Here is a 21,009-nt window from a genome sequence, read left to right on the forward strand (position 1 = left end):
AATCCACACCGAACCGGAAGGCCCTCACCCGTTCAAGATCCCTCAGCCGAGATCTGACTCACCCGTCCACAACCTCCCCGGACAGAACACCTAGGATGCGACCGCTCCGAAATCTGGCGATCTTCTGGAGGGTGCGCAGGATGAACCGAGCTCTCATGACCGCGTTGGCGGCAGCGGCGTTGGTCGTGTCCGGGGGCGGTACCACCGCCTCCGCTTCCGCTGCCCCGCCGCGCACCACGCACGGTCCTTGCCAGTACACCCAGACCCCGGACGAGCCGGCGGCGCGGCCGGTTCCGCTGCCGCCCGACCCGCGGCACACCCCCGGTCACGGCACGGTCGACACGGCTGTCCGGACCAGCCAGGGCCCGCTCCCGCTGCGCCTGGACCGGGCGAAGGCGCCGTGCACGGTCCAGAGCTTCGTGCACCTGGCGCGGCACCGGTTCTACGACCGTACGGTGTGCCATCGGCTGACGGCGTATCCGACGCTGAAGGTCCTGCAGTGTGGCGACCCGACCGGCACCGGCGAGGGCGGTCCGGGGTACGCGTACAAGGACGAGCTTCCGCTGGACCTGCCGCCGGCACCGAGCGATCCGACCGGCACCCGTCGCCTCTACGGGCGCGGTCTGCTGGCGATGGCCAACGCCGGTCCGAACACGAACGGTTCGCAGTTCTTCGTCGTCTACGGCGACTCCGCGCTGCGACCGGACTACACGGTGTTCGGCACGGTCGGTGCAGCCGGCCTGAAGACGCTCGACAAGATCGCTGCCGGCGGTGTCCAGCCGACTTCGCAGGATCCGGCGCCTGTCGACGGCACGCCCGTGCTGCGGACCGAACTGCTCAGCGTCCGGCCGTCCTGCCGGCCCTGACGAGCTGGGGTGCGGTCACCGTGGGCCGACAGCCGAGTGGGCTGCCGGAGCAGGCACGCGTACGACCCTGCACCGGCGCCCGCCGTTCGGTCCTGCCCGCCCCCCCGGTCGCCGGCACTCGCCCGCCGCTCCTGGAGCGAGCGTGCCGGTCGCAGCCACAGGTGAGTGGCTGCGACCAGCACTCCCACACCTAGCGCAGGTCGATGACCGTGCGCAGCTTGCCGCTGGTCGCCGTGCGCTCGAACTCCTCCCTGCGGACCGTCTGCACGGCGAGGGACAGCAGGCCCTCCGTCTGCGCCGAGGCGAGTTCCGCCACCTCGGCGCAGAGAGCTTCCCGCGCGGTGTCGGCGTCCGGCGCGTACTGCTCGTCGAGCCGGACCGTCATCCGCTCCCGGTCGATCCCCGGGGCCACCACCAGCTGGGCCTCACCGTGGTAGCCGAGTCGCTCCTCCAACGCCCGTATGATCCTGCGGTAGTTGATGAAGTAGGTACCCACGCGTACCACGTCGCCGTAGCGCCCGAGCAGTTCCAGACGCGGCACATGGCTGCCGCACGCGCACGCGCCCGGCACCGCCCGCCCCAGGTCCCCGATCTCGTAGCGGTCCAGTCGCTGTCCGGCCCGCGCCCTGGAGGTGAACACCAGTCGCCCGGGCTCGCCCGGCGCCACCGGCCGGTCCTCGTGCGGGTCGAGGATCTCCAGCGTGTGCAGGTCGGTCAGCACGTGGTGGACCGAGCCCTCGCAGGAGGCGCACTGGTAGCCCAGGGGCCCCAGGTCGGTGCTGCCGTAGGCCGCGGAGCGGATCACCTGGACCCCGAACTCCTCGGTCAGTACACGGCGTTGCTCGGCGGTGAAGTGCTCGCCGCCGTAGAACACCTTGCGGATGCCGCCGTAGGCACGCAACCGGTCCGCCTCGGCGTGGAACAGCTGCCACAGGTAGGACGGCATGCCGAAGACGGTGTCCGCCCGGTGGGTGACCAGCGCCTTGGCCACCGAGGCGTGGTCGGAGTCCGCGGCGATGGGGAACTGGGTGGCGTCGAGTCGCTCCAGAATGGAGAAGAAGCTGATGAAACTGCCGTACATCCCGCCGCAGTAGAACAGGTTCGCCGCGCGGTCCCGGGCCGGGTCGAAACCGGCGGTGAGCAGCCCGTCCGCCGCGGCACGCATCTGGTTGTCGTAGTCGTCGCAGGTGAACACCGACAGCGCGGGCGCGCCCGTGGATCCCCCGCTGTGGAAGTACAGCTGGGCGTGGCGCGGTTCCAGGGAGGCCAGCGCACGCTGGACGCCGTCCTTGCCCAGCAGCGGCGCGTCCGGCGTGGGCGGCGGCACCGGAGGGGCCACCAGGTCGTCCAGGCAGGCCACGGTGCGGAAGTCCGCGTCCGCGGTGCGCACGCTCACCCGGCGGCTGTAGCGCTGCAACGCGTAGACGCCGTCGTGCGGTTCGCCTTCGTAGCTCTCCAGCATGGAACCGACCGGGGTGACGCGGGTGACGCCCGCGGCGAGGAGCACCCGGGACAGCGCGGCCAGGTCCGCGCGGTCGGCCCCGACCGCCGCCGTCTGCAGGTAGCGGCGCATGGGCCGAAGGGTCGCGGTGACCGCGTGCCGGGGCAGGGGCTTCAGCCGGATCGTGCGGTACAGCGGGGAGGCGTCGAGCGCGGACCGGGTGTCGGCCAGTACCCGCCAGGAGCCGTCCTCCGCGGCGAACACCCGGGTCAGGCCCAGGTGCTGTTCCAGTCGGGCGAGTTGGTGCACGGTGGTGATCTCCGCCTGCTCGGCCGTGCCCGGCGCGGCGGACGGCGGCCGCGCGGCGGACGCCTTCGCGAGCCGCTCGGCGAACCGTCCGGCCCACGCGAAGAGCTCTTCGCTTTCGTCGGTGTCGAGATACACCACCTGCGGGCTGGAACACGCCTGCTGTTCGAGCCGGCAGACGTCCTCGGCTAGCGCGTCGAGGACGCCGTCGTCGGACGCCGCCCGCCGGGTCAGATAGGCGAAGGAGATCCGGTGGCCCCACTCGACCACCCGGCAGCCGGGCGGCGCCAGTTCGCCCGCCGTGCGCACCGCGTCCTCGCCGCCCCACACCGCGATGGCGTCCGCCTGTCCGCACAGCGCTTGGAGCCACTCACGGCGCGAGGACGAGAAGGACAGGGCGATGACGCGTTCGGCGATCAGCCCGGAGGGGTCGGCCGCGCCGAGCGCGGCGAGCACGTCCAGGGCGAGACCCGGGTCGGAACCGCTGGTCTTGAGCACGTTGAGGTTGCCGGCCAGCAGCCCCTCGACGACGCTCAGCGGGGCCACCGCCGCGGCGTTGCCCGGTGCGATGTGCACCAGCAGGCCGACGGGTGCCCAGGCCTCGTACACCGTCTCGCGGGCCTCCGGCCGGGTCAGCCGCTCGGGGCGCAGACCGCCGAGTTCCCGCCGCAGCTTGCGTTCGAGGGCCTCCCGGGTGAGCGCGGCGGACAGCTCGGACAGGACGGCCGCGGCCTCGTCGGCCGGCAGGTGCCCGGTGAGGCGGCCGTACAGGGCGGAGGAGGGGTCGGCCAGGTCGCGGCCGACCGCGGCGCAGGCCCCCACCACCACGTCGGTGGGCAGGGAACGCGTCAGGACGCGCCCGGCCAGCTCCGGCAGCCCGGCGAGCCGCCGGCCGGCCTCCGCGTCGTCGATGAACTCGCCCTGCCAGTAGTGGCGTTCGGAGGTGGTCACGACATTCCCTTCATCAGTTCGGCGGCGGCCACCGCGCAGCTGCGGTTGCGGCTCACCCCGGCGCGCCCGTGCACGGTGAACCAGTCGGTGGACAGCGGGCAGGGGCAGGCGTCGCCCGGGTGCAGCGACGCGAGGTCGCCCATCACCACGCTGTGCGCGGGCACGGAGGTGATGTAGGGGCTGACCAGATGCAGGAAGCCGCGTTCGCCGTACGGCAGCGGGCGCAGCGTGCCGGTGTCGCGTACGGCCGCGCGCGACCACACGGGTACGTGCAGCCGGTGGTGCGCGCACTCGACGTACGGCACACAGTGCTCGACCGAGCCGAAGGTGTCGCGCACCCGGTCCCCCGGCACCCCGAGGAGGTCGGTGACCGCGCCGTAGAACGCGTCCTTTCCGATCTGCCGGTCGGCGTGGCCCTTCCAGCCGCCGCCGAGGACCACCAGCGACCCCTCGGGAAGGGCGAGCGGCGGCAGGCCCATCGCCCGCATCCGCTCCAGCGTGAAGTAGAGGAACGCCGGGAAGCCCAGGATGCGCACCGGCACATCGTCCTCGGCGTAGCGCCGCAGCGCGGCGATGCAGCCGTGCACGTCGAACTCGTGGCCGCTGCCGGTGTGCCGCAGCGCGTGCGTGGAGTGCCGGGCCGGGGCGAAGTCGCACAGGTAGTTGTCGGTGAACGACGTGCCCAGTTTCAGCGAGGGCGCCGGTTCGTAGCTGTACAGCAGGTAGTTGACCGGTTGGTCGGGGGTGATCCAGCCGTAGTGGTCGAAGATCCGGGCCACCATGCGCTGCGCCGAGCGGATGGTCCACTCGTCGAAGAACATCTGCGACTTCTGTCCCGTGGTCCCCGAGGACGTCAGGTGCAGGAACACCTCCTCGCGCGGGATGGAGAGCGCCTCGTGGCGCTTGAAGAAGGCGGCGGGCACCAGCGGGGCGCGCACCCCGCTGCCGACGGTCGGCGCGGGCGTCTCGGCCGGGTCCTGGAGCAGGCCGGCGAAGAAGGGGGAGCGGTCGGCGTGCCAGGCGTTCGTCTCCGCCATGGCGGCGGCGAACAACTCGTCGACGGCCCGGCCCTGGGCGTACGGCTCCGGCAGGTCGCAGAGCCGCTGCACATGGCCGAGCGCCGCCGGGTCGGGGACCTGGACGGGCGCGAGATGGGGTTTCATCGGGAGACCTCGTGGAGGGGCAGGTAGGTGGCGGTCCAGGCACTCAGGTAGGCGCTGAGGTACGGCTGGAGCAGCGGGCTGACGGCGGTGGTGCGGAAGTCGATCTGACGGCTGGTCCGCGACAGGACCACGTAGTCGTGGAGGCGGTCGCCGACGCGGCGCATGGCCGGGTAGACCGCGCTCGGTACGAACCCCGAGGCGAGGAACACCTCGAGCGCCTCGGAGTCGGCCAGCGGCAACAGCGCCTCGGCGTAGTCCGCGCCGGCCCGGGTCACCGCGGCCATCACGGCTTCCAGGGCCCCGGCCACCGCGGCGGGACGCGGATGGACGGCGACGAGCGCACAGCTTCCCGCTACGGCGTCGAGGTCGGCGTACGCCTCGAAGCTGCCGTCGGCTGCGACCAGGAACGCGTTGGGCGTGTGCAGCGGGAAGAAGCGGTCGTCGGGCTGCGGGAACAGCTCCAGGAAGCGGCGCCGGACGAAGGCCGGGGCGGTGATCAGCTCGATCGGCTCGGCACCGGCGACCGCGCGCACCGCGCCGCGGCGGGGCACCGGCCGGGTGCCGGCGTGGTCGATGCCGACGCCGGCGGACACGGCGGTCAGCAGCGGCCCCAGCCGTTCGGGCACACTCGGTACCGGTGCGCGGTGTTCCAGCACGCCGTCGGCGTAGCGGGCGAACAGCGCCAGGGTCTCGCACCCCTCGACCTCGACGGCGTTCGGCAGCAGGCCGAGCGGCCGGAAACCGTTGCGCACGACGACGTGCTGCGGGCCCTCGGTGACCAGCCGGACGGTCGCGTACACCGAGTCCAGTGCGCCGGTGCCGAAGGCCGTGGCGCACACCGCCCCGGTCAGCCGGGAGGCGAGCCCGCCACCGCGATGACCGGGGTGCACGGCCAGGCCGACGAGCTTGCCGATGCGGCTGCCCGGTTCGGTCAGCACGACGGCGGAACCCACCAGGGCGCCGCCACCCGTGCGGGCGGTGAGCCAGTGCGCGGTGCCGTCGGTGATCAGCCGGCGCATGACCGCCGGATCGCTGCCGAGCGGCACCGGATAGCCGTGCCCGTACACCTCGAAGTACAACTGCCGCAGTTCCGCGATGTCCTGGACGCGGGCGGGGGAGAGGACGACGGTCACGACGCCGCTCCCGCCGGCTCCGGTACGGCGGGCACCGGCTCGGCTTCGGCGTCGTGGCGGCGGCCCAGCCACCACAGTGCCAGCGCCACCGGTACCAGACCCGCGCCCTGGAGCAGGCAGAGCGCGCGAGCCGTCAGATGGTCGCCCAGCGCACCGAAGACCAGTGAGGACACCGGGAAGGTGGCGCCCAGCAGCGCCTGCATGACCGCGAAGAACCCCGGCTTGTCGGCGGCGGGCACGAGTCGCTGGAACAGCGCGACGAACCGCACACCGATCACACCGACGCACCAGCCGGCCACGGCCATCGACAGGAGGGCCGCCGGCTGCCGGATGAGCAGCCCCGGCAGGCCCAGGGCCGCGGCCATCACCGCGAGGCAGGCGCTGCCGACGGCGACGGGACGGCCGGGCAGCCGGCCCCCGGTGAAGGACCCGATGAGGGTGCCGGCACCGAGGGCCGCCTCCAGCGAGGCCACCGTGGAGCCGGTCGCGTGCAGCACGTCCCGGGTGTACAGCGGCATCACGACGTAGACGGCGGTGGTGAAGACGTTGGCGGCGGCGAAACAGACCAGCACCCGGCGGATGAACGGCAGGCCGGCCAGCACCTCGCGCAGTGAGCGCCGCCCCGGGGACGTCCCGTCGGCCTCCGCGTCCCCCGGCCGCGTCCGCGGGAACAGGGTGGTGGCGACCAGCAGCGCGGAGAGCAGGTACGCGCCGGCGCACGCGGTGATGACGGCGGTCAGCGAGCCCGCGTCGACCACCAGCGGGCCGAGCAGCCCGCCGCTCAGCCCGGCGACGGACTGGGTGGACAGTTCGAACCCGGTGGCCGACTCGATGTCGGCGTCCTCGACCAGTTCGGGCACCGAGGTGGTCAGGCAGGGATCGAACACCGCCTGACAGGCGGCCAGCGCCAGCCCGACCGCGTAGACGGCGGCCACGGGCAGCGTCCCGGCATACGCCAGGACCGCCCCCGTACCCGCCACAGCCCCCGCCACGGCCGCCGCGCCGGACAGCACCGTGCGGTGCGCGCAGCGGGCCACGACGCGGGCCACGACCGGGGCGAGCGCGACCGCGGGCAGGGTGCTCACCATGAGGAACAGGCCCGAGGCGAGGCCGCGGTGCGCGCCGCCCGCCGAGCCGACGAGCCACCACACGGCACCGACCTGGAACATGCGGCCCGCCGCCTGGGTGAGGAGCTGACCGCCCCAGACCCTGCCGAAGGACGGGTTGCGCAGGACGAGCGGCAGGCGCCGCGCCCGCACGGATGCCGCGCTCACGAATGCGGCCGTTCGTCGACGACGCGCACGAGCTTGCCCGAACGGGAGTTGACCGCCAGGTCCCGGTGCCGCACCCACTCGACGGTCAGCGGGTTCACGTGTCCGGCGGCGGTCGCGGTCGCGTACAGGGGACGCTCCGCCAGCAGCGCGGCCACGACGGACTCGCCCAGCTTCTCCCGTCCCTCGGCGGGGTCGGCGACCGCGAGCCGCAGCAGCAGCCCGTCGCGCCCGTCCCGCCGGCGCACGACCAGTTGCAGGCCCGTCACCTCGCCCGATGCGTCGACGGCTCGGACGACGTCATGGACGTCCTCGGTGTACAGCGAGACGGGTCCCACCCGCACGCCCTCCTCGGCACGGCCGAGGATGCGGAAGACACCGGAGTCGCGGTCGACCCACTCGGCCCGGTCGCCCGCCGGGTAGCGGATCACCGGCATGAGCCGCCTGCGCAGGTCGGTGATGACGAGCCGCCCCGGCACACCGTTCCCCTCGACGGGGAGGTCGGTCCCGTCGCCGAGGATCTCGACCACCGTGTAGGGGGTGAACGCGCGGTGCACCCGCGGGTCGTCGCCGGGCACGGCCTCGCCGAGCAGCCCCGCGTCCACGCTCGCGTACCCGAGGGAACGCGGCCGGGCGTTCGGGAACGCCGCCTCGAGCAGGGGCAGTTGGTCACCGAAGAGGCATTCCCCGCCGAAGAACAACAGCTCCACCTCGGGCAACGTGCGGCCGGCGCCGGTGAGGTACTCGGCGAGCGAGCACAGGGTGGTCGGTGTACCGGCGACCGCCTGGACCCCGAACTCCTCCAGCGTCGCCACGGTGGACTCCAGCGGTGCCGCACCGCCGAGGGGCAGGCGCACGTTGGCCACGGGGGAGCGGTGCAGGGAGTCCAGCACGAAGGTGAAGCTGGCGTACAGGTCACCGGCGTAGAAGAGGTCCGCCACCCGGTGTCCGGGCCGCAGTCCCGCACGGACCAGCCCGGCACCGAACGCGGTCGTGAACTCCCGCCACTCCGTGCGGGTGTAGTAGGAGAACTTCGGTGACCCGGTCGTCCCGCCGCTGCGGAAGACGACCGCTTCGTTGAGGGGAGCGGTCAGCAATCGGTTGCCGCGGGGTGAATTGGCCTGCCAGAACTCGGCCTGGGGCACCACCGGGAGGTCCGTGAGACGGTCGACTCCCTCGGGAAGCCGGGCGTACAGCTCACGGTAGAAAGGCGAGTTGTCACGGGCGAAACGTATGAGTTCCGCGAATGGTTGAACGGGCATCAATTCCTGCTCGAAGGCGTGGACCGCCGGCACGGAAGGCGACCGGCGAGGTGCGACGGGGACGGCCCGCCGGGGCGGGTGTGGACCAGGTCGCTGAGGGCCTGGGAAAGCGGCGCGCCCCTGACGGGCGCGACGTCCGCCGACTCAGGATATCTCACTATGCGGGACGGTCTTACGCCAAGTAGCAGTGCGTGAAGGGATTTTGAGCCTCGTGGACGAGGGTCCGAGTTGTTCGGTTCCTTCGAATGCCGAGACGGTGATCACATTCCATCGGCCAGGTATAACCGCTCGTTGAATGCGAGTGAAGGACGCCTTATGGAAGGCGGTCATCCCGTGCCGGATTTCCGGGCAGTCCTCTCGGTGCTGCGAGGAATTTTCGTTCACCGATCAATGACATCGGCTCGCGCCGGGAGGGGGAGTCCTGCCCGCGGTGCGCGCTCCCGGGGCTCCGCGGAGGGACCGGACGTGGTGTCCGCCCTGGGGGGACGGCGTCGGTGGCGGGGCGTGCCGTTCAGCGCCACGCACGCGGACTCGGTGCCGGCTGAGCCGGAGCCGTCACTGCCGGCAGCAGTAGTCGTCAGCGCCCCGCCTGCCGCCCGCCGCCCGCCACCGCACCCGTCACCGGCGGGCCGGGCCACCACCCGGACGCTGCGCGGCGAGCACGATCACGCGGGGGCCATGGCCCGGCGGCGCAGCTCCTTCTTGTCGGGCTTGCCCACGTCGGTGAGGGGCAGTTCGGCGGGGAAGGTGATGCAGGCCGGCTCGTACATGGAGCCGCGTTCGGCGCGCACGAAGGCGCGGAGCTCGTCGGCGGTGGTCGTGGCTCCGGGGGCGAGTAGGACGGCGGCGTGGACGCGCTCCATGCGGTCCTCGTCCCGGACGCCGTAGACGGCGCTCTGCCGGACCTGCGGGTGGCTGTTGAGGAGATCCTCCAGCTCTGTCGTGTACACGTGGCCGCCGACGACGACGATCATGTCCTTGAGGCGGTCCACGACGGTCAGGTAGCCGTCGCCGTCCCGGAACCCGATGTCACCGGTGTGCAGCCAGCCGTCCTGGAGGACCTGGGCGGTGAGCTGCGGCTGCTTCCAGTAACCCTGCATGACCATGGCGGAACGCACGACGATCTCGCCGTGTTCACCGTCGGGGAGCGCGTTCCCGGCGGTGTCCCGGATTTCGACCTCGACGCCGTCCAGGACCTTTCCGGAGCTGCGCAGCCGCTCGGGGCGCGCATGGTCGTCCGAGGAGAGGATGCTGATCAGTCCTGCCTCGTTCTGGCCGTACCCCTGCACCAGCACGGGACCGAGGCGGCGCACGGCGTCGGCGAGTCGTGCCGGAGAGGCCTGACAGCCGCCGTAGAGCACCTGGCGCAGCGTGGAGGTGTCGGTGTGCTCCATGGCGGGGTGGTCGAGCAGCTGGTAGAGGAGGGGCGGCAGCAGCCACATGTGGGTGATGCGCTCCCGCTCGATGGCCTCGAGCACCTGCCCCGCCTCGAACTCGTCGAGCATGACCACGGCACCGCCCCCTTCGAGCACGGCGTCCGTGAGCATGCCGGCCGCGTGGGCGATGGTGGTGGCGACGAGCTGGCGGTGCGTGGAGGCCGCGTCGTGGTCGACCGGGCGCGCGGCGCGCTGCGCCTGCACCTGCCGGAAGGTGGTGCAGATGCCCTTCGGGTGGCCGGTGGTGCCGCCGGTGTGCCGGATGGCGCAGATGTCGTCCGGCCGCGCCCGGCTGGTGAAGGGCTCTTCGGACCGGGCCGCGGCGAGCGCGAGGAGATCCTCACCCATGTCGGTCGGGCCGAGTACCAGGACGGACTTGACCGGAACGGAGTCGATGATCTCGGCGGCCCGGTCGGTCATCCGCGGGTCGACGACGAGTGCGCGGGTCTCCACGTCGCGGACGATCGCGGTCTGTACGTCGGAAGCGAGCTTGCTGTACAGGTGGTTGACCCGGGCGCCGATCAGATTGGCCGCGTACCGCGCGGCCAGGGCCTCCGGCAGGTTGCCGCTGAGCAGGGTGACCGTGTGGCCGCGTTCGACTCCCTGCTCCTGCAGGGCCCACGCCATCCGGAGCACCAGGGCACGCAGCTCCCCGGCACTGACCCGGTGGTTCCCGTGCACCAACGCCTCGCGGTCGGGGTTCTCCATCAGGGCGTCGAGGATGTGCTCCACATGGGTGCGGAAGTACGGGGCGGCATTCGGCATGGGTGATTCTCCTCAGCCCGTTCGCGTGCGGGCGCGGGCCGTGTGGTGGTCGTACATATGTGGGGGGACGGGAGCGGGTGCCTCATGACCTCGGTCGGTTCGGACCTCGGTCACATCGGGCCTGCTCCACGCGGGATGGCCGGGGACCCCTACAAAAGGTTGCCTGGGCCAACCATGTATCGACTCTAGGACGTCTTGGTGATCATTACCAACTCCGGCGTGGCGTCGACATGGTGATCGTCCACGGGACGGACGCATGCCGCACCGTCCGTGGGACAGGCGACCCCGGTCCGCGACTGACCGGTGCCATCGGCGGCGCGATGGCGCCGCTGCCGACGCGCCTGCAGGCGGAGGCGCCCCGGCACTGGGCAGGGAAGCGCGCCACCCCCGGCACTGGGCGAGGAGGCGCGCCGCCCGTCGGCCGACCAGCGGCGGCCTCCGCTCCGGGCCGGCGGGCGGCAGGCCACCCGTGGTCCGCCTCGCTGCCGCCGGCGTCCCGCTGCGGCTGTGTCGGGGAGGGGGGAGGTCACCGGCAACCTCGTCCGTCGGCGCCTCGCCTCCCGAGCACCGCGGAAATTCCATACGAAATTTTTATAGGCTGCCTATATAGGAGGGTGATACTTGGAGAGTGTGGACCACAGTTCCGAAGACCCGGACGCCCGGAAGACCGCCCACGCGCTGGCGGAGACCGCCTCGGCCGTGATCAGGGCCGTGGCCGATCGCCGTGGCATGAGCTTCACCGCCGCCTCCACCCTGGCCCGGCTCGAACGCGAAGGCCCCGTCCGGCTCACTCTCCTGGCGGCGGCGGAAGGCGTGACCCAGCCGTCGATGACCCAACTGGTGCAACGGCTGGAACGCCAGGGCCTGGTCCTGCGCATCGACGACGAGGAGGACGGACGAGTGACCCTCGTCGCGATCAGCGACACCGGGCGCCAGGTCCTCGCCGCACGCCGCAAGGCCCGGGACGCCGGCCTGGCCGACCTGGTGGCCGCGCTGCCGGACGACGACCGGCGAGCACTGGGCGCGGCGATGGACGTCGTCGCTCCGCTCGTCCAGCGCATGCTCGGAAACGGTCCGCAGCCGACTCCCCCGTCCGAACGGCAAGACAACGGGAGCGAGGAATGACGACCAGGAAGACCGACCACACAGCGCATGACGTCGGCCGAGCGGGGCGCCGTCGGAGTCTGATCGGCTCGGACCACCCCGGCTACAAGTGGGTGGCGCTGACCAACACCACGGTGGGCATGCTCCTCGCCACCATCAACAGTTCCATCGTGCTGATCTCGCTGCCCGGCATCTTCACCGGCATCCGCCTCGACCCGTTGCAGCCCGCGAACGTCAGCTACCTGCTGTGGATGCTGATGGGGTACATGCTCGTCACCGCCGTCCTGGTCGTCGCGCTCGGCAGGCTCGGCGACATGATGGGCAGGGTCCGCATCTACAACGCGGGCTTCCTGATCTTCACGCTCACCTCCGTGGTCCTCTCGCTCGACCCCTTCCACGGCGGCAGCGGGGCGCTGTGGCTGATCGGCTGGCGCATCGTGCAGGCCGTCGGCGGTTCGATGCTGATGGCCAACTCCGCGGCGATCCTCACCGACGCCTTCCCCCTGCGGCAGCGCGGTATGGCGCTGGGAGTCAACATGGTGGCCGGCATCGCCGGTTCGTTCCTCGGGCTGGTCCTCGGCGGAGTCCTGGTCACCTGGAACTGGCGGTCGATCTTCTGGGTCAACGTCCCCATCGGTCTGATCGGCACGGTGTGGGCGTACAAGTCGCTGCACGAGACCGGTGTGCGCAGGCCGGGACGCATGGACTGGTGGGGCAACATCACCTTCGCCGTCGGTCTGACCGCGTTGCTCGCCGGGATCACCTACGGCATCCAGCCGTACGGCGGCCACACGATGGGCTGGACCAACCCGTGGGTGCTGGCGGGGCTGGTCGGAGGTGCTGCCCTGCTCGCGGTCTTCTGCGTCGTGGAGATGAAGGTCGCCGAGCCGATGTTCCCGCTGCGCCTGTTCCGCAACGCGGCCTTCGCCGGGGGCAACGCCGCCACGTTGCTGGGCGCCGTCGCGCGGGGCGGACTGCAGTTCATGCTGATCATCTGGCTCCAGGGCATCTGGCTGCCGCTGCACGGCTACGACTACGCCGACACCCCCCTGTGGGCGGGCATCTACATGCTGCCGCTGACCGTGGGCTTCCTGCTCGCCGGGCCCCTCTCCGGTGCGTTGTCCGACAAGTTCGGCGCGCGGCTGTTCGCTGCTTCCGGCTTCCTGGTGATGGCGGTGTCCTTCGCCGGACTGCTCGTCCTGCCCAGCGACTTCTCCTACGGGGCGTTCGCCGCCCTGATCCTGCTCAACGGCCTCGGAGGCGGGCTGTTCGCCGCTCCCAACACGGCCATCATCATGTCGAACGTGCCGGCCGACGCCCGAGGCGCCGCCTCAGGCATGCGCGCGACCTTCCAGAACGCCGGCATGGTGCTGTCCATGGGGGTGTTCTTCTCCCTCATGGTGGCCGGACTCTCCGGCACCCTCTCCCGCACCCTCACGTCCGGGCTGACCGCGCAGGGCGTCCCGGCCGGCGCTGCCCACACCGTGGCGCAACTGCCGCCGGTGGGCGTCCTGTTCGCCGCGTTCCTCGGCTACAACCCGATCCAGCACCTGCTCGGTCCGTCGATCCTCGGCCACCTTTCACCCTCGGCCGCGGCACACCTCACCGGACGTGAGTTCTTCCCCCACCTGATCTCGCAGCCGTTCCACGACGGCCTGGTCGTGGTCTTCTCCCTCGCCATCGCCATGTCCGTGGCCGCCGCGCTCGCCTCCCTGATCCGAGGTCGCACCGCGGTGGCGACGAGCCGGAGTCGGCCGACGGCCCCGGCGCCGACCGCCGCGCCGACCCCGGACGTGGCCGGCCCCTCCGCCGGGGTGCTGCGCGGCCGGGTACGCGACAGCGCAGGACAGCCCATCGCCCACGCGGCCCTCACCGTGGTCGACCGATCCGGCCGGCAGAGGGCACTGGGCAGGACCGACGAGGACGGCACCTACACGCTGGCGACCACAGAGCCCCCCTCGTCGTACACGGTGGTCGTCTCGGCCGAGGGGCACTGGCCCGGCGCCGTGCGGGTGACCAGCGGAGAGGAAGCCGTCGTCGCGGACGTCACGCTGGCCGGCACGGGCACCGTCCAGGGGACCGTGCGTCACCGGCACACCGGTCTCCCCGTCGCGGACGCGCGCATCACCCTGCTGGACACGTCGGGCGAGGTGATCGCCTCCGCGCTGACCGTCGCCGACGGCACGTACACCCTGAACGGCCTGGCCCCGGGCACGTACACCGTCGTGACCTCGGGCTACGCCCCGGTCGTCGTGGACGTGGTGCTGGCAGAAGGCGACGACCGGCAGGTGGATCTCCGCCTGGGATCCGACGACGAAGGGTGACGGACGGCGGGACGAGGAAGCCGGTGCGCGCCCGGGGGAGCGGGCGGGCGACGCTCGTCCTGCATGCGAGCCCAGAGCGCGCACCGATGAGTTTCCCGCGCCGCGCCGGTCTGTACGCGTGAGAACGACCTGCGGAAGGCTGGCGCCATGCGGAAACTGATCTACGGCATGAACCTGACCCTGGACGGCTACACAGCCGCGCCCGGCGACGACATCGGCTGGAGCGTGCCGAGCGACGAGCTGTTCCGGTTCTGGTCCGACAGGTTGCTCGCGACCGATCTGTCGCTGTACGGGCGCAAGCTGTGGCAGACGATGAGCTCCTACTGGCCGACCGGCGACCAGCAGCCCGACGCCACCCCGGCGGAGATCGAGTTCGCGCGCCGCTGGCGGGACATGTCGAAGGTGGTGTTCTCCTCGACGATCGACACGGTCGACTGGAACACCCGCCTGGTCACCGGCGACGCGGTCGCCGAGATCACCCGGCTCAAGGCCGAGGACGGCGGCCCGATGGACATCGGCGGCGCGACGCTCGCCGGGGCGGCCATGCGCGCCGGGCTGATCGACGAGTACGTGCTGGCCACCGCGCCGGTCCTGGTGGGCGGCGGCACGCCGTTCTTCGCGGCGCTGGACAGTCGGGTGAACCTGAAACTGGTGGAGACACGGACGTTTCCCTGCGGCGTGATCCTGACCAGGTACGAGACGAGGCACTGAGCGCCCGCCCGGAACGCACGGGCGGGCACCCGATCTCGCCCTCACCCTTCGCGGCCGGCACGGCCCCCGTTGATCAGCCCTCGTCCCGTACGACCGCCCCCCGGCGATCCCGGCCGTCGGACGTGGCACGGCGTGGCCGTTCCGCCCGGGAGGAGGTGCGGGGGGCGCGGCCACGCCGGGGGATCAGGAGGTGGGCTGGAAGGTCCACAGCAGGTTGGTGCTGGTCACCCACGTCCACTGCTTGGTCACGGATCCGGAGGGGACCTGTCCGCCGCCGTCGAGGACGAGTCCGGTACCGCGGTTTGCGATCGAGTACTGGCCGTTGCCGCGGTCCGTGATCTGCCACTGCTGGTTGGGGCCGCCGTTCCAGGCCGCCTGCTGGGCGGGAGCGCCGTTGCCGGTCGAGCCCCAGCCGTCGGCGACCATGCCGTTGGTGCGGTTGACCAGCTTGTAGTAGCCGTTGCCGAGGTCGACGGCCTGCCACTGGAGGTTGGAGTTGTCGATCGGCGTCCACTGCTTGAGGCTGGAGCCGCTGGCGACGTTGCCGCCGCTGTCCAGGGCCAGGCCGTCCGTCACGTTGATCAGCCGGAAGTACGAGGCTGGATTGAAGGTGACCTTCAGCGAGACGATGGCGTCGTTGTTGCCGGTCGTCCGCAGGTCGGGATTGTCCGCGGTGAAGGTCCAGGCCGTGCCGGTGAAGTTGTCGCCGGAGTAGCCCGTCACCCGGTAGCCCTGGGGCACCCTCAGCGAGGAGATGGCCGCGGGCCCCACTCCGGCGGCCGACAGCTGGGAGGAGGTGTGGTCGCCCAGCGTCAGTGTGGCGCTCGTCGAGGAGTAACCGACGTCCGTGAACACCGTCACCCGGGCCGAGCCGGCGGACGTGGGGACGCCGCTGACCTCGACGCAGACCACGGAGTCACTGGCGTCCGGTGCGGTGGCCGGGACGGTGACGTTGATCTGGCCGCCGCTGACGGTGTAGGCGAGTGAGGCCGCGGGGTTGTTCATCAGGTAGACGCGGCTGATCGTGTTGCTGATCGCCGGGATCTGCAGCACGCCGTTGGACGGCCAGGTGAAGACGTGCGCGAACAGCTTGCCGTCCTTCTTGGTGGCCCTTCCCCAGCTGGGGTCGGCGCCGAAGGGGCTTGCCGTGGCTCCGTGCACGCTGTCGCCGTACGTCGCCATCCAGGAGGCCAGGCCGCGAAGAATGGTCACGGACCCGCTGGTGACCGAGCCGTCGCCCTTGGGGCCGATGTTCAGCAGGAAGTTGCCGTCCCGCGAGACGCAGGTGACGAGCTCCTGAACGAAGTTCTTGACGGGCTGGTAGGAGTTCTCCTGGCCCGCGTTGTAACCCCAGGCGCCGTTCATGGTGTCGCATCTCTCCCACTGGCGTTCCAGCGGTGCGTCGGGGACACCGAACTCCGCGACGGTGTAGTCGCCCAGACCGAAGTCCCGCTTGACCCGTTCGTTGACGACGAGTCCGGGCTTGCGGGCGATCAACCAGTTGTAGAGGTCGACACCGTCCGAGCGGAGCCACCAGTCCTGGAGGGTGGGGCTGGACGGTTCGCCGAACCAGTCGCCGTCGAACCACAGGAGCGCCGGGTCGTAGCGGTCGAGCAGCTCCTGCAGTTGGGCTTTCATGTCGGCGATGTAACCCGTGCGGGCGGCCTGCGAGGCCATCGTGGTGAGACCGTTGCCTCGGATGTTCTGGGAGGGGTGGTTCCAGTCCAGGATCGAGTAGTAGAGGCCGAACTTGACGCCTCGCGCCTCGCACTCGGTTTTGAGCGCCGCCAGCAGATCACCCTGGACACCGGCGTAGTCGTGGAGGTTGTACAGCTTGGTGCCGCTGGTGTCGGTGAAGCCGGGGACGTTGGAGTCCCACATCGCGAAGCCCTCATGGTGCTTGGCAGTGATCACCAGGTACTTCATCCCGGCGTCCGCGGCCAGTTGGGCGATGGTCGCCGCGTTGAACGCGGTGGGGTTGAACTTCGCGGACACCTGGGTCTGGTAGTTGGCCTTGGTCCAGCTCTCGCCGGAGAAGGCCCATTCACCGTGGCCGAGGTAGGAGTAGGACCCGAAGTGGATGAACATCCCGAACCGGGCTTGGTACCACCAGTCCATCTTGGAGGGGACGGTGTACGCCTCGGCGGTGGCGGGCCACAGGGCCTGCGGCAGTCCGAAGGCCACGACGCCTCCGGCGAGCGCGGCGGCCTTGATCAGCGATCGTCTGCTCAGACGTGCAGAGGACATGGTGCGGCTCCTGGTTCGTCGAGGTGTGCTGGTCGGGGCGCGGCTGGTGAAGGACGCCGGGTTCGTGGGCACCTGGGACACGGTGCCTTCCGACCCTCGGTGCCGGTCAGGCACATCGGATGAATTTATAGACGTTGCTCAACCATGCCGTCCAGAGGTAGAGCAGGCTTTGGTCAAATGTCCCGCTCAGCACCGCGCTTGAGGTGAACCAACCAATCGACATCACCTGATCGCGAGCTGATCTTCCGTGATAGCTCGGATCTATGCTCCTCGGGTGAGGAGGTAAGCCGGTCGGCCGTGGAGCGTGCGCGAAAACCCGTTGGCGGGACCGTGGTGGCCACTGCTACCTTGCCGGAGGCCGTGCGAGAGAGTGTGGAGGTGGTACCCGTGAACGTATCGACATGGGTGCTCCCCTCCGGGGTCACGGTCGGGCGATAGGTCGTCCGGGAGCGCCGTTCCATGGCACTCCCGAAAGGCACGACCATGCACTTCACCTCTGAACAGCGGCTTGACGACGCTGTCCTCGAGCGCGAGTTCACCCTCGGCGACATCCCCGGCATCCTGTGGACGCCCGGATCCGCACGCGCATCCACACCGGCGCCGCTGATCCTGCTCGGCCCTCCTCCTCTCGGGCTGCGCACGGCGTACCCCCGACTGGCGGCCCGAGCCCGGCACTCCGCGGCGAACGGCTTCGCCACGGCCACCATCGAGCCCCCCGGAAGCGGCGACCGGCCCCGTTGGCCCGCCGCCGAGCGGGCCCGCGCCGACCTGCGCCGGGCTGTGGAGGCCGGCGAGCCGGTCGGCGACGAGATCATCGACGCCCTCGTCCTCCCCCTGGTCGACCAGGCGGTCCCGGAATGGCAGGCCGCCCTGGACGCCCTCCTCTCGCTGCCCGAGATCGGCGGCCCCGTCGGGTACTCGGGGGGAGTGATCTCCATCGGGACCCGACTGGCGGTGGTCGAGCCGCGTATCTCGGCCGCTGTCCTGTTCGCCGGGAGTCTTGTTCCTCGCGCCGTACTGGAGGAGGCCCGCCAGGTCACCATTCCGCTGCACGTCCTGTTGCAGTGGGACGACGCGGGGAACGACCGGCAGGCGGCGCTGGACCTGTTCGACGCCTTCGGCTCCAAGGAGAAGACGCTGCACGCCAACATGGGCGGCCACACCGGCGTCCCGCCGTTCGCGGGGGACGCCGCGGCCCAGTTCTTCACCCGGCACCTGAAGTGACACGGGGCCGTCGGGCCACCGGCATCATGTGCCTGTAGGTCAGGCGGCACCGAGCCGACCGGGCCGGCGGGTGGAAGGACGTGGTCTGCTTCGCCGGCGTTGCCGTCGTCCTCATGAAGGGCGCGGCCGTCAGCGGAGGCGCTGGTCGAGGAAGAGTGCCGCCCGGTCCAGTGCCTCGTCCGCCTCGTCCAGGACGCCGGCGAACGACTGGAACACGTGCGGCACGTCGGCGGTGACGTCCAGGATGACGTCGACTCCGGCTGCCCTCGCGCGCGCCGCCAGGCGCGTGGAGTCGTCCAGCAGGATCTCGTTGGTGCCCACCTGGATCAGCATCGGGGGGAAGCCGGTCAGGTCGGCGAGGACGGCCGGGCTGAGCAGGGGCTGGGCGGGGTCGGCTCCGGCAAGGTACATGGCTCCGGTGTGTTCGACGGCCGCGCGGGTGAAGACCGGGTCGCTGGCCGCCCTCGTGTCCATGCTCTCGCCGGTTCGGGTGGCGTCCAGGCCCGGGGAGAACGCCACGATGGCGCCGGGCAGCGGGAGGCCCGCGTCGCGGGCGGCGATGCAGGTGGTGACGGAGAGGCCGCCGCCGGCGGAGTCGCCGGCGAACGCGAGGGTCGAAGGATCCCGGCCGCTGTCGAGGAGGGCGCGGTAGGCGCTCAGTGTGTCCTCGATCGCGGCCGGGAACGGGTGCTCGGGGGCGAGCCGGTAGTCCGGCGAGTACGCCGCGAAGCCGGTCCTGGCCACGAGGTGTCCCGTCAGCGACAGGGCGGTCTCGGGAGAGCCGAACACCCAGCCGCCGCCGTGGAAGTACAGGATCGTCCCGGCGCGCCCCTCTTGGTCCGGGTCGACACGCAGTGCCGGCCGGCCGCCGAGCGTCGTCTGTGCGGTGCGGATGCCGTCGGGTACGACCATGCGGGCCATCAGCGCCTTGAACCCGGCTCGCATCGCTTCGACCGGTCGGGGGCCCTCGGGGCGGGCCTGCCGCAGCATCGCGTCGACTTTCGCGCGCTGTTCCTTGCTCATGGGTGCGCTCCTGCCATAGGTGACTGCCATGGAAGTATATGCTGAGGAATGTAAAGTACACTACATGCCATGGCATCCACACCGAGCGCCGGAACAGTCGACCTCCCGGGCTTCTTCGCCGACCTGGTCCGGTGCGAGACGCGTCTGTACAACGCCCTGAACGACTGTCTCCGTGAGCGGCACGGGATCGTCACCTCGCAGTTCGAGGCCCTGCGCTACCTGCGCGACCACCCCGGGTCCCGCGTGGCGGACCTCGCCGCCGAGTTCGCCATCGGCATCGGGGCGACCAGTAAGATGATCGACCGCCTGGAGAAGCAGGGGTGGGCCGCCCGGCAGCCGAACCCGGCCGACCGCCGCTCCTCGCTGCTGACCCTGACCGACGACGGCATCCGGCTCGCCGGCGCAGCGGAGGAAACCTTCGCCGTCAAAGTGGCCGAGCTGATCGGAGGCACGCTCGACGAGTCCTCCGCGACGGCCGCCGCGCGGGCCCTGGCCGAGCTGCGCTCGGTACTCGAACGCCACCAGATCGGCGTCCCCACGGGCTGACGGCCCTCGCCACCCGGGAGGGGGCGGCGGCGGGCCGGGGCACGGACGTACGGCGGATCGCGGCTCGTCTCTCGACCAGCCGCGATCCTGGGGGCGTTGTCCGCCGGAGCGGCGCGTTACCTGCCGTATCCGGCCGCGTTGATGTTGGCCTGTACGGAGTTCTCGGTGGTGTCCGACGGGTAGCCGGAGGTCATCACACCTTCGTAGAAGGTGCCCGCGGCGCCGTGGCTGTTGTCACCGCCGATGCCGAGGATGATGGCGCCCTCCTTCTTCATCGGGTTGTAGCCGGCGACGTTGGGCCGGACGCCGTTGTAGAAGGTGGACAGGCCGCCGGACTGGGCGTTGCCGCCGCGGATGGCCCAGTGGTTGGGGCCGCCCTTGATGACGGCTGTGAGGTAGCGGTGGCTGATCGAGGGGTCGCCCGCGTTGTAGTGCTGGTTGACTCCGGAGAACAGGCCGTTCTCCAGGTCGGCCATGATCCAGGGGCCGTTGCCGCTGCCGTAGCCCCAGACCTTGATGTTGCCGAAGTAGATGGCCTCCATCGTGCCGTTGCCGTTGTCGCGGCTGTTGGTCTCGGCGTTGCCGTAGTCGAAGCAGCAGCCGCCGTTGTAGTGCGTCCCGTCGAGGACGGCGTACATGCCCTCCGCCTGGTCGCCCTTGGCGACGCCGTTGGTGTTGTTGTTGCGGTAGCCGGTGCCGGGGGCGACGTAGACGCCGTAGGCCTTGTGACCGGCGACCGTGATGGGTGCCGCGGTGGCGTTCGCGAGGTTGTCGTAGCCGCCGGCGGCCGGGCCGGAGAAGCCGCCGGGAGGCGCCTGGGTGAGGCGGTTGCCGCGGCCGGACTGGTCGTAGATGACGGTGATGACGCAGGACGTGCCGGCGCAGAAGGAGTCCTGGGCTGCCGCGTTGGCGACGCCTCCCGTGCTCAGGACGCCGATGTCGCGGGTGGCGTTGTCCGACGCGCGGCGCACCTGGTACAGCGGGCCGTTGTAGGAGGAGTACAGGGCGCGGGTCGTGCTGTGGGCGGCCACACAGGGGGTGCCGCCGGAGGCGTACAGGTCGCACGGCAGTGAGGTGGCGGCAGGTGCGGCCGGTGCCGCGCCGGTGAGCAGGCCGACGCCGAGCGCGGCGGCCGCTCCGGTGGCGAGCAGCGAGTGCCGCAGGGTGCGGGACCGGGGTCGTAGGGACATCGGTGAACTCCTCTGGGAGTGGGGGGGTGTTGACCGGCGGGCGCCG

14 protein-coding genes and 1 pseudogene are annotated in these 21,009 nt (G+C 71.2%); 6 read left to right on the forward strand and 9 right to left on the reverse strand.

What is annotated here, in order from left to right; all coding sequences use genetic code 11:
* The first annotated feature begins 140 nt into the window (after nt 1–140).
* Complete coding sequence (locus ACZ3ZD_RS33675) at nt 141–866, forward strand: peptidylprolyl isomerase (RefSeq protein WP_467406030.1); 726 nt, start codon at nt 141–143, stop codon at nt 864–866.
* 190 nt (nt 867–1,056) lie between these two features.
* On the opposite strand, the gene ACZ3ZD_RS33680 is transcribed toward ACZ3ZD_RS33675, so the two are convergent.
* From ACZ3ZD_RS33680 to ACZ3ZD_RS33705, 6 genes are all read right to left on the reverse strand, one after another.
* Nucleotides 1,057–3,564, reverse strand: a complete 2,508-nt coding sequence (locus ACZ3ZD_RS33680; protein WP_467406032.1) for an acyl-CoA reductase — start codon at nt 3,562–3,564, stop codon at nt 1,057–1,059.
* Nucleotides 3,561–4,727: a LuxE/PaaK family acyltransferase gene (locus ACZ3ZD_RS33685; protein ID WP_467406035.1), complete on the reverse strand. Its 1,167-nt coding sequence runs from the start codon at nt 4,725–4,727 to the stop codon at nt 3,561–3,563. Before ACZ3ZD_RS33685 ends, ACZ3ZD_RS33680 begins: the two co-directional genes overlap by 4 nt.
* On the reverse strand, nt 4,724–5,860 hold the full coding sequence (locus ACZ3ZD_RS33690; protein WP_467406037.1) for a GNAT family N-acetyltransferase: 1,137 nt from the start codon (nt 5,858–5,860) through the stop codon (nt 4,724–4,726). The genes ACZ3ZD_RS33685 and ACZ3ZD_RS33690 overlap by 4 nt, the downstream gene beginning before the upstream one ends.
* On the reverse strand, nt 5,857–7,134 hold the full coding sequence (locus ACZ3ZD_RS33695; RefSeq protein WP_467406039.1) for an MFS transporter: 1,278 nt from the start codon (nt 7,132–7,134) through the stop codon (nt 5,857–5,859). Before ACZ3ZD_RS33695 ends, ACZ3ZD_RS33690 begins: the two co-directional genes overlap by 4 nt.
* Nucleotides 7,131–8,393, reverse strand: coding sequence for a phenylacetate--CoA ligase family protein (locus tag ACZ3ZD_RS33700; RefSeq protein WP_467406043.1), 1,263 nt, complete (start codon nt 8,391–8,393; stop codon nt 7,131–7,133). The genes ACZ3ZD_RS33695 and ACZ3ZD_RS33700 overlap by 4 nt, the downstream gene beginning before the upstream one ends.
* A gap of 665 nt (nt 8,394–9,058) precedes the next feature.
* Complete coding sequence (locus tag ACZ3ZD_RS33705) at nt 9,059–10,594, reverse strand: AMP-binding protein (RefSeq protein WP_467406046.1); 1,536 nt, start codon at nt 10,592–10,594, stop codon at nt 9,059–9,061.
* A 630-nt stretch (nt 10,595–11,224) separates the two neighbouring features.
* Between ACZ3ZD_RS33705 and ACZ3ZD_RS33710 the strand changes: the two genes are divergently transcribed.
* From ACZ3ZD_RS33710 to ACZ3ZD_RS33720, 3 genes are all read left to right on the forward strand, one after another.
* On the forward strand, nt 11,225–11,719 hold the full coding sequence (locus ACZ3ZD_RS33710) for a MarR family winged helix-turn-helix transcriptional regulator (protein ID WP_467406049.1): 495 nt from the start codon (nt 11,225–11,227) through the stop codon (nt 11,717–11,719).
* Nucleotides 11,716–14,022 carry an MFS transporter gene (locus tag ACZ3ZD_RS33715; protein WP_467406053.1) on the forward strand — a complete coding sequence of 769 codons (2,307 nt, stop codon included), beginning with the start codon at nt 11,716–11,718 and terminating at the stop codon, nt 14,020–14,022. The genes ACZ3ZD_RS33710 and ACZ3ZD_RS33715 overlap by 4 nt, the downstream gene beginning before the upstream one ends.
* A 147-nt stretch (nt 14,023–14,169) precedes the next feature.
* A complete protein-coding gene (locus ACZ3ZD_RS33720) occupies nt 14,170–14,733 on the forward strand; it encodes a dihydrofolate reductase family protein (protein WP_467406058.1) in 564 nt (187 codons plus the stop codon).
* A gap of 183 nt (nt 14,734–14,916) precedes the next feature.
* On the opposite strand, the gene ACZ3ZD_RS33725 is transcribed toward ACZ3ZD_RS33720, so the two are convergent.
* Nucleotides 14,917–16,980 (reverse strand): alpha-L-fucosidase, encoded by a 2,064-nt coding sequence (locus ACZ3ZD_RS33725; protein WP_467406062.1) that lies wholly within the window; start codon nt 16,978–16,980, stop codon nt 14,917–14,919.
* A 483-nt stretch (nt 16,981–17,463) separates the two neighbouring features.
* Between ACZ3ZD_RS33725 and ACZ3ZD_RS33730 the strand changes: the two genes are divergently transcribed.
* On the forward strand, nt 17,464–18,204 hold the full coding sequence (locus ACZ3ZD_RS33730; RefSeq protein ID WP_467406263.1) for a dienelactone hydrolase family protein: 741 nt from the start codon (nt 17,464–17,466) through the stop codon (nt 18,202–18,204).
* Nucleotides 18,205–18,333: 129 nt separating this feature from the next.
* Here the strand turns inward: ACZ3ZD_RS33730 and ACZ3ZD_RS33735 are convergent, their stop codons facing one another.
* Nucleotides 18,334–19,227, reverse strand: a complete 894-nt coding sequence (locus tag ACZ3ZD_RS33735) for an alpha/beta hydrolase (protein WP_467406064.1) — start codon at nt 19,225–19,227, stop codon at nt 18,334–18,336.
* 69 nt (nt 19,228–19,296) lie between these two features.
* Between ACZ3ZD_RS33735 and ACZ3ZD_RS33740 the strand changes: the two genes are divergently transcribed.
* The gene (locus tag ACZ3ZD_RS33740) at nt 19,297–19,773 is read left to right on the forward strand and encodes a MarR family winged helix-turn-helix transcriptional regulator (RefSeq protein ID WP_467406067.1); all 477 of its coding nucleotides are present in this window, start codon (nt 19,297–19,299) and stop codon (nt 19,771–19,773) included.
* A 125-nt stretch (nt 19,774–19,898) separates the two neighbouring features.
* Here the strand turns inward: ACZ3ZD_RS33740 and ACZ3ZD_RS33745 are convergent.
* Nucleotides 19,899–20,963 (reverse strand): annotated as a pseudogene (locus ACZ3ZD_RS33745) (arabinofuranosidase catalytic domain-containing protein); the annotation flags it as partial.
* Between the last annotated feature and the right edge of the window lie 46 nt (nt 20,964–21,009).

The sequence above is a fragment of the Streptomyces sp. NPDC023481 genome, assembly GCF_055560195.1.